Annotated in this window: 5 protein-coding genes; all 5 read left to right on the plus strand. The window is 71.5% G+C overall.

From position 1 onward, the window contains the following. The first annotated feature begins 181 nt into the window (after positions 1-181). The 5 genes from ACFVHV_RS33115 (at position 182) to kdpC (ending at position 6,962) form a co-directional block, all read left to right on the plus strand. On the plus strand, positions 182-2,014 hold the full coding sequence (locus ACFVHV_RS33115; protein WP_380356132.1) for an APC family permease: 1,833 nt from the start codon (positions 182-184) through the stop codon (positions 2,012-2,014). A gap of 421 nt (positions 2,015-2,435) precedes the next feature. Continuing rightward, a complete protein-coding gene (gene kdpF / locus ACFVHV_RS33120; RefSeq protein ID WP_097237446.1) occupies positions 2,436-2,525 on the plus strand; it encodes a K(+)-transporting ATPase subunit F in 90 nt (29 codons plus the stop codon). Position 2,526: 1 nt separating this feature from the next. Continuing rightward, on the plus strand, positions 2,527-4,191 hold the full coding sequence (gene kdpA, locus ACFVHV_RS33125) for a potassium-transporting ATPase subunit KdpA (protein ID WP_359897559.1): 1,665 nt from the start codon (positions 2,527-2,529) through the stop codon (positions 4,189-4,191). Then, positions 4,191-6,305, plus strand: a complete 2,115-nt coding sequence (gene kdpB / locus ACFVHV_RS33130) for a potassium-transporting ATPase subunit KdpB (protein ID WP_380356135.1) — start codon at positions 4,191-4,193, stop codon at positions 6,303-6,305. Before kdpA ends, kdpB begins: the two co-directional genes overlap by 1 nt. A gap of 21 nt (positions 6,306-6,326) precedes the next feature. Further along, entirely contained in the window at positions 6,327-6,962 is a 636-nt protein-coding gene (gene kdpC, locus ACFVHV_RS33135; protein ID WP_359897557.1) for a potassium-transporting ATPase subunit KdpC, read from the plus strand. The last annotated feature ends 145 nt before the right edge of the window (positions 6,963-7,107 follow it).

The following is a 7,107-nucleotide window of genomic DNA, read 5'->3' on the forward strand; positions in this document are numbered from 1 at the left end:
GGGACAACGGCTCGCCCCACCCCCGCCAACAGCCACCGGACGGGGCCGGCGCGGCGCGGCCGCCGCGTCAAGGGCGCGTCAAGGCCGCTCGTGGCGGCGTCAGGAACGCGTAGGGCCCGCCGGGGCGGCGGGTGCGCGGACCGCAGGATCGGACCAACTACCGACTGCGGAGGTCCGTCCGATGTCCAGCGCCACCACCACCCCGGCCGTCACGGCCGAACCCGAGCCGCCGGACACCGGTACGGGCGACGAGCGGCACCGGCTCAGCGCGCTCGGCGGGCTGGCCGCGCTCTCGCTGGACGCCATGGCCTCGGTCGCGTACGGGCCGGAGTCGATCGTGCTGGTGCTCGCCGCCGCAGGGGCGTACGGGCTGGGCTTCACGCTGCCGGTCACCGCGGCGATCGCCCTGCTGCTGGTGGTGCTGGTCGCCTCCTACCGGCAGGTGATCGCGGCTTTCCCGGACGGCGGCGGCTCCTACGCGGTGGCCAAGGCGCACCTGGGCCGCCGGACCGCGCTGACCGCGGCCGCCTCGCTGGTCGTCGACTACGTCCTGAACGTCGCGGTCTCGGTCACCGCCGGCGTCGCCGCGCTCACCTCGGCCGTCCCGGGCCTGTACGACGACCGGGTCTGGCTCTGCCTGGGTGTGCTCGCGCTGGTCACCGCGGTGAACCTGCGCGGGATCGCCGAGTCGGCGCGCTGGTTCATGGCGCCGACCGCCGTCTTCGTGCTCTCCATCCTGGCGATCGTCGTGGTCGGGCTGTTCCGGGACGGCCCGGCCAGCACCGCGGCCGCCGCCGGCCACGCCTCGGCGCTCGCCGAGAACGCCACCGCCGTCGGCGCGCTGCTGCTGCTCAAGGCCTTCGCGGCTGGCTGCTCCGCGCTGACCGGCGTGGAGGCGGTGGCCAACGCCGTCCCCTCCTTCCGCACCCCGCGGGTCAGGCGCGCCCAGCACACCGAGGTCGCGCTCGGCGCCCTGCTCGGCGTGATGCTGATCGGGCTGGCCGTGCTGATCGGCCGCTTCCACCTCCAGCCGGTCGAGGGCGTCACGGTGCTCGCCCAGCTCGCCGACGCCTCGCTCGGCCACGGTTTCGGCTTCTACGTCGTCCAGTTCGCCACCGTGGTGCTGCTCGGGCTCGCCGCCAACACCTCCTTCGGCGGGCTGCCGGTGCTGCTCGACCTGCTCGCCCGGGACAACCACCTCCCGCACGTGTTCGCGCTGCGTGCCGACCGCCAGGTGTACCGGTACGGCGTGCTGTTCCTGGCCGCGGTGTCGGCGGCGCTGCTGGTCGGCTCCGGCGGGGACGTCAACAGCCTGGTGCCGCTGTTCTCCATCGGCGTGTTCGTCGGCTTCACCGTCTGCCAGGTCGGCATGGTCCGGCACTGGCTGCTGCACCGGCCGTCCGGCTGGCGGTGGAAGGCCGCGCTGAACGGTTTCGGCGCGCTGCTCACGGGCGTCGCGGCGCTGGTCGTCACCGGCACCAAGTTCACCGAGGGCGCCTGGGGCATCGTGGTGGCGCTGCCGCTGCTGGTGGTGCTGTTCGAGGCGGTCCACCGCAGCTACGAGCGGATCGGCGAGCGGCTGGAGCTGGGCCGGGTGCCCGGCCCGGTGACCAGGCAGCGCAGCCTGGTCGTCGTCCCGGTGACCGCGATCACCCGGCTGACCCGGGACGGCCTGTCGGCGGCGCTCTCGCTCGGCGACGAGGTGATGGCGGTGACGGTGGTGCACGAGCCGGCCGCCGCGGAGGCGCTGCGCCGGGACTGGGAGCTGTGGCGTCCGGGGGTGCCGCTGGTGGAGATCCCGGACGTCCACCGCCGGCTGGGCCGGCCGATCGCCGACTTCGTCAACGAGCTGGGGGCGGAGCACGCCTACGACCGGCTGACCGTGCTGATCCCCGAGGTGGAGCCGGCCCGCTGGTGGCAGCGGGCGCTGCAGAACCGGCGCGGCGCCGTGATCGACCGTGCCCTGCGGCGGCACACCGACGCGGTGGTCTGCCGGCTGCGCATGCGGATGTGACCAGGAGCGGGGGAGGACGGCCCCGGACGGCAGACCGCCGTCCGGGGCCGTTCCGTTCCCGGCACGGTCCCCGCACGGCGACGCCCGACGAGCACCGCCGCCCACCGCCGCCGCACCCCCGCCCGCCCCCGCCGGATCTCGGCCCGATCACGACGGTCTCGGTCCGGTGAAGCGCCCGTCAAGGCCGCGTCAACGTCGCGCCGTCACCCGTATGGAGGGCGTCAGGGCCCCATAACGCGCCCCTGACGGCTGGTTTGCTGCATCTGCCGGTCGTCCGCCGGCGCCGCGCGAGCCCTTCCGGCCCAGGTCGCGGCATCTCCCGAACCACTCTGGTGGAGCCCATGTCCGATCTCATCTACGTCGGTGTCACGGTCGCCGTGTTCGCCGTCATCGCCCTGATCGCGCGGGGGGTGGAGAAGCTGTGAGCGCCGAGAACATCGCTGGTCTGATCGTGGCCGTCGCCCTCGTCGGCTACCTCGTCGTCGCGCTGATCTACCCGGAGAAGTTCTGACATGAGCTCCACTCTCGCGGGCTGGCTCCAGGTCATCGCCCTCGTCGGCGCGCTGGCCCTGTGCTACCGCCCCCTCGGCGACTACATCGCCAAGCTCCTCACCTCCGCCAAGCACCTCGGAGTCGAGCGCGGCATCTACAAGGTGATCGGCGTCGACGGCGACGCCGATCAGCGCTGGCCGGCCTACCTCCGCTCGGTGCTGGCCTTCTCCGCCGTCTCGGTCCTCTTCCTCTACGGCCTGATCCGCCTCCAGGGCTACCTGCTGCTGAACCTGGGTGTTCCGCAGATGGAGGGCCACCAGGCCTGGAACACCGCGATCTCGTTCGTCGCCAACACCAACTGGCAGTCCTACGGCGGCGAGTCCGCGATGGGCCACCTGGCGCAGATGGCGGGCCTGGCGGTGCAGAACTTCGTCTCCGCGGCCGTCGGCATCGCCGTCGTCGCCGCGCTGATCCGGGGCTTCACCCGCAACAGGACGGACCGGGTCGGCAACTTCTGGGTGGACCTCACCCGGATCAGCCTGCGCCTGCTGCTGCCGATCTCGATCGTCTTCGCCCTGGTGCTGGCCGCCAACGGCGTGATCCAGAACTTCCACGGCTTCCACGAGGTCACCAACCTCGCGGGTGACGTCCAGAAGATCCCGGGCGGCCCGGTGGCCTCCCAGGAGGTCATCAAGCTGCTCGGCACCAACGGCGGCGGCTTCTTCAACGCCAACTCGGCGCACCCGTTCGAGAACCCGACCGGCTTCACCAACCTGGTCGAGATCTTCCTGATCCTGCTGATCCCGTTCGCGCTGCCGCGGACCTTCGGCCGGATGGTGGGGGACAACCGCCAGGGCTACGCGATCGTCGCCGTGATGGGCCTGTTCTGGGTCGCCTCGGTGGCCCTGCTGACCTTCGCCGAGTCGCAGCACCAGGGCAGCGCCCTGCAGGCCGCGGGCGCCGCGATGGAGGGCAAGGAGCAGCGCTTCGGCATCGCCGCCAGCTCGCTGTTCGCCGCCTCGACCACGCTGACCTCGACCGGTGCGGTGAACTCCTTCCACGACTCGTACACGCCGTTCGGCGGCGGGCTGACGGTCTTCAACATGATGCTGGGCGAGATCGCGCCCGGCGGTGTGGGCTCCGGCCTGTACGGGATGCTGGTGCTCGCGGTCGTCGCGGTGTTCGTCGCCGGCCTGATGGTCGGCCGCACCCCCGAGTACCTGGGCAAGAAGCTCGGCGGCCGGGAGATGAAGTTCGCCTCGCTGTACATCCTCACCACGCCGACGATCGTGCTGGTCGGCACGGGCGTGGCGATGGCCCTGCCGGGCGAGCGCGCCGGGATGCTCAACTCGGGCGCCCACGGCTTCTCCGAGGTGCTGTACGCCTTCACCTCGGCCGCCAACAACAACGGTTCGGCCTTCGGCGGCATCACCGTCAACACCGACTGGTACGACACCGCGCTCGGTCTGGCGATGATCTTCGGTCGTCTGCTGCCGATCGTCTTCGTCCTGGCGCTGGCCGGCTCGCTCGCCCAGCAGCAGCCGGTCCCGGCCACCCCGGGCACCCTGCCCACCCACAAGCCGCTGTTCGTGGGCCTGCTGTCGGGCGTGATCCTGATCGTCGTCGGCCTCACCTACTTCCCGGCCCTGGCTCTCGGGCCGATCGCGGAAGGTCTGTCCTCCTGATGTCCACCCCTACGCTCAACCCCGCACCGGCCGACAAGTCGGAGCCCGCCGCGCCGCACAGAGCGGCGAGCGGCCTGCTCGACCCGAAGCTGATCCTCGCGTCCCTGCCGGACGCGGTGAAGAAGCTCGACCCCCGGGTGATGATCAAGAACCCGGTGATGTTCGTCGTCGAGGTCGGCTCGGTGGTCACCACGGTCTCCGCGATAGCCGACCCGTCCGTGTTCGCCTGGGCCATCACCGTCTGGCTCTGGCTCACCACGGTGTTCGCGAACCTGGCCGAAGCCGTGGCCGAGGGCCGCGGCAAGGCCCAGGCCGACACCCTGCGCAAGACCAAGACCGAGAGCGTCGCCCGCCGGCTCACCGACTGGCCCGCCACCCGGGCCGAGGAGGAGGTGCCCGGCACCGCGCTGAGGCTCGGCGACCACGTGGTGGTCGAGGCCGGCCAGATCATCCCCGGCGACGGTGACGTGGTCGAGGGCGTCGCCAGCGTCGACGAGTCGGCGATCACCGGCGAGTCCGCGCCCGTCATCCGCGAGTCCGGCGGCGACCGCAGTGCCGTCACCGGCGGCACCAAGGTGCTGTCCGACCGGATCGTGGTGAAGATCGCCTCGGAGCCCGGCAAGTCGTTCATCGACCGGATGATCGCCCTGGTCGAGGGTGCCGCCCGGCAGAAGACGCCGAACGAGATCGCGCTCAACATCCTGCTGGCCTCGCTGACCATCGTCTTCCTGGTCGCGGTCGTGACCCTCCAGCCGATGGCCACCTACGCGGGCGCCCCGCAGTCGATGATCGTCCTGGTCGCCCTGATCGTGGCGCTCATCCCGACCACCATCGGCGCGCTGCTCTCCGCGATCGGCATCGCCGGCATGGACCGGCTGGTGCAGCGCAACGTGCTGGCGATGTCCGGCCGCGCCGTCGAGGCCGCCGGCGACGTCAACACCCTGCTGCTCGACAAGACCGGCACCATCACCCTGGGCAACCGCCAGGCCGCCGAGTTCCTGGCCGCCCCGGGCGTCTCCACCGACGAACTGGCCAGTGCCGCGCAGCTCTCCTCGCTCGCGGACGAGACCCCGGAGGGCCGCTCGATCGTGGTCCTCGCGAAGACCGAGTACGGTCTGCGGGCCCGCGCCCAGGGCGAGCTGACCCACGCCACCTGGGTGCCGTTCACCGCCCAGACCCGGATGTCGGGCGTGGACCTGGACGAGGCCGGGGGCGTCCACCAGGTCCGCAAGGGCGCGGCCGGCTCGGTCTCCAACTGGGTGACCGAGAACGGCGGTTCGGTCGGCGACGAGGTCGCCACCCTGGTCGACGGCATCTCCGCGGCCGGTGGCACCCCGCTGGTCGTGGCCACCAAGGTCGGCAGCGGGCCGGCCCGCGTCCTCGGGGTCATCCACCTCAAGGACGTGGTCAAGGAGGGCATGCGGGAGCGCTTCGACGAGCTCCGCCGGATGGGCATCAAGACCATCATGATCACGGGCGACAATCCGCTGACCGCCAAGGCGATCGCGGAGGAGGCCGGCGTGGACGACTTCCTCGCCGAGGCCACGCCCGAGGACAAGATGGCCCTGATCAAGAAGGAGCAGGAGGGCGGCAAGCTGGTCGCGATGACCGGCGACGGCACCAACGACGCCCCCGCGCTCGCCCAGGCCGACGTCGGCGTCGCGATGAACACCGGGACCATGGCGGCCAAGGAGGCCGGCAACATGGTCGACCTGGACTCCAACCCGACCAAGCTGATCGAGATCGTGGAGATCGGCAAGCAGCTGCTGATCACCCGCGGCGCGCTGACCACCTTCTCGATCGCCAACGACGTGGCCAAGTACTTCGCGATCATCCCCGCGATGTTCGCCGGGGTCTACCCGGGCCTGAGCCACCTCAACATCATGGGCCTGCACAGCCCGCAGTCCGCGATCACCTCGGCGATCATCTTCAACGCCCTGGTCATCATCGGCCTGATCCCGCTCGCCCTGCGCGGCGTGCGCTACCGCCCGTCCGACGCCAGCTCGCTGCTGCGCCGCAACATCGGGGTCTACGGCTTCGGCGGCCTGGTGGTGCCGTTCGTCGGCATCAAGCTGATCGACCTGATCGTCCAGTTCATCCCCGGCCTCAGCTGACGCAGGGAAGGAGAGAAAACCATGTCCAAGCCCCTGCCGACCACCCTCCGCACCCACTTCACCGCCCTGCGGGCACTCCTGGTGCTCACCGTGATCCTCGGGATCGCCTACCCCCTGCTGATCACCGGCATCTCCCAGGCCGCCTTCACCGACAAGGCGAACGGCTCGCCCGTGACGTCCGACGGCAAGGAGGCCGGTTCCAGCCTGATCGGCCAGAACTTCAACCTCCCGAAGAAGAACCCGGACGACCCGAAGGAGGAGGCCCGGCCGGACCCGAAGTGGTTCCAGCCCCGCCCCTCCGCGGCCGGGACCGGCTACGACGCCTCCTCCTCCAGCGCCAGCAACCTCGGCCCGAACAGCGAGGACCTGCTGAAGGCCGTCGAGGACCGCCGCGCCGCCGTCGCCGCGTTCGACGGCGTCGACCCGGCGAGCGTCCCGGCCGACGCGCTGACCGCCTCCGGCTCCGGCCTCGACCCGCACATCTCCGTCGCGTACGCCAAGGAGCAGGTCGACCGGGTGGCCGGGAACCGCGGCCTGCCGGTGGAGGCGGTGACCAAGCTGGTCGACAAGTACACCGAGAGCCGCTCGCTCGGCTTCCTCGGCAACGAGGGCGTCAACGTCGTGCTGCTCAACAAGGCGCTCAGCGAGCAGAAGTGACATCACCTCGCACAGACGGGTGACCGGGCCGGCCCGGGCGCGGGAGGGGACCGACCCGGCCCGGGCGCGCGCACCCCCGGGCCCAGCCCAGCCCCACAATAACGGTGAAACAGCACTGGCCCAGGCCCGCGCCCACACCCCCCCC

The sequence above is a fragment of the Kitasatospora sp. NPDC127116 genome, assembly GCF_042677365.1.
Classification (GTDB): Bacteria; Actinomycetota; Actinomycetes; order Streptomycetales; family Streptomycetaceae; genus Kitasatospora; species Kitasatospora lactacystinica.

What these genes read in the sequence shown, in the direction of transcription:
- kdpB (WP_380356135.1), top strand. Translation starts at nt 4,191, where the DNA reads ATGTCCACCCCTACGCTCAACCCCGCACCGGCCGACAAGTCGGAGCCC.
- kdpA (WP_359897559.1), top strand. Translation starts at nt 2,527, where the DNA reads ATGAGCTCCACTCTCGCGGGCTGGCTCCAGGTCATCGCCCTCGTCGGC.
- kdpC (WP_359897557.1), top strand. Translation starts at nt 6,327, where the DNA reads ATGTCCAAGCCCCTGCCGACCACCCTCCGCACCCACTTCACCGCCCTG.
- ACFVHV_RS33115 (WP_380356132.1), top strand. Translation starts at nt 182, where the DNA reads ATGTCCAGCGCCACCACCACCCCGGCCGTCACGGCCGAACCCGAGCCG.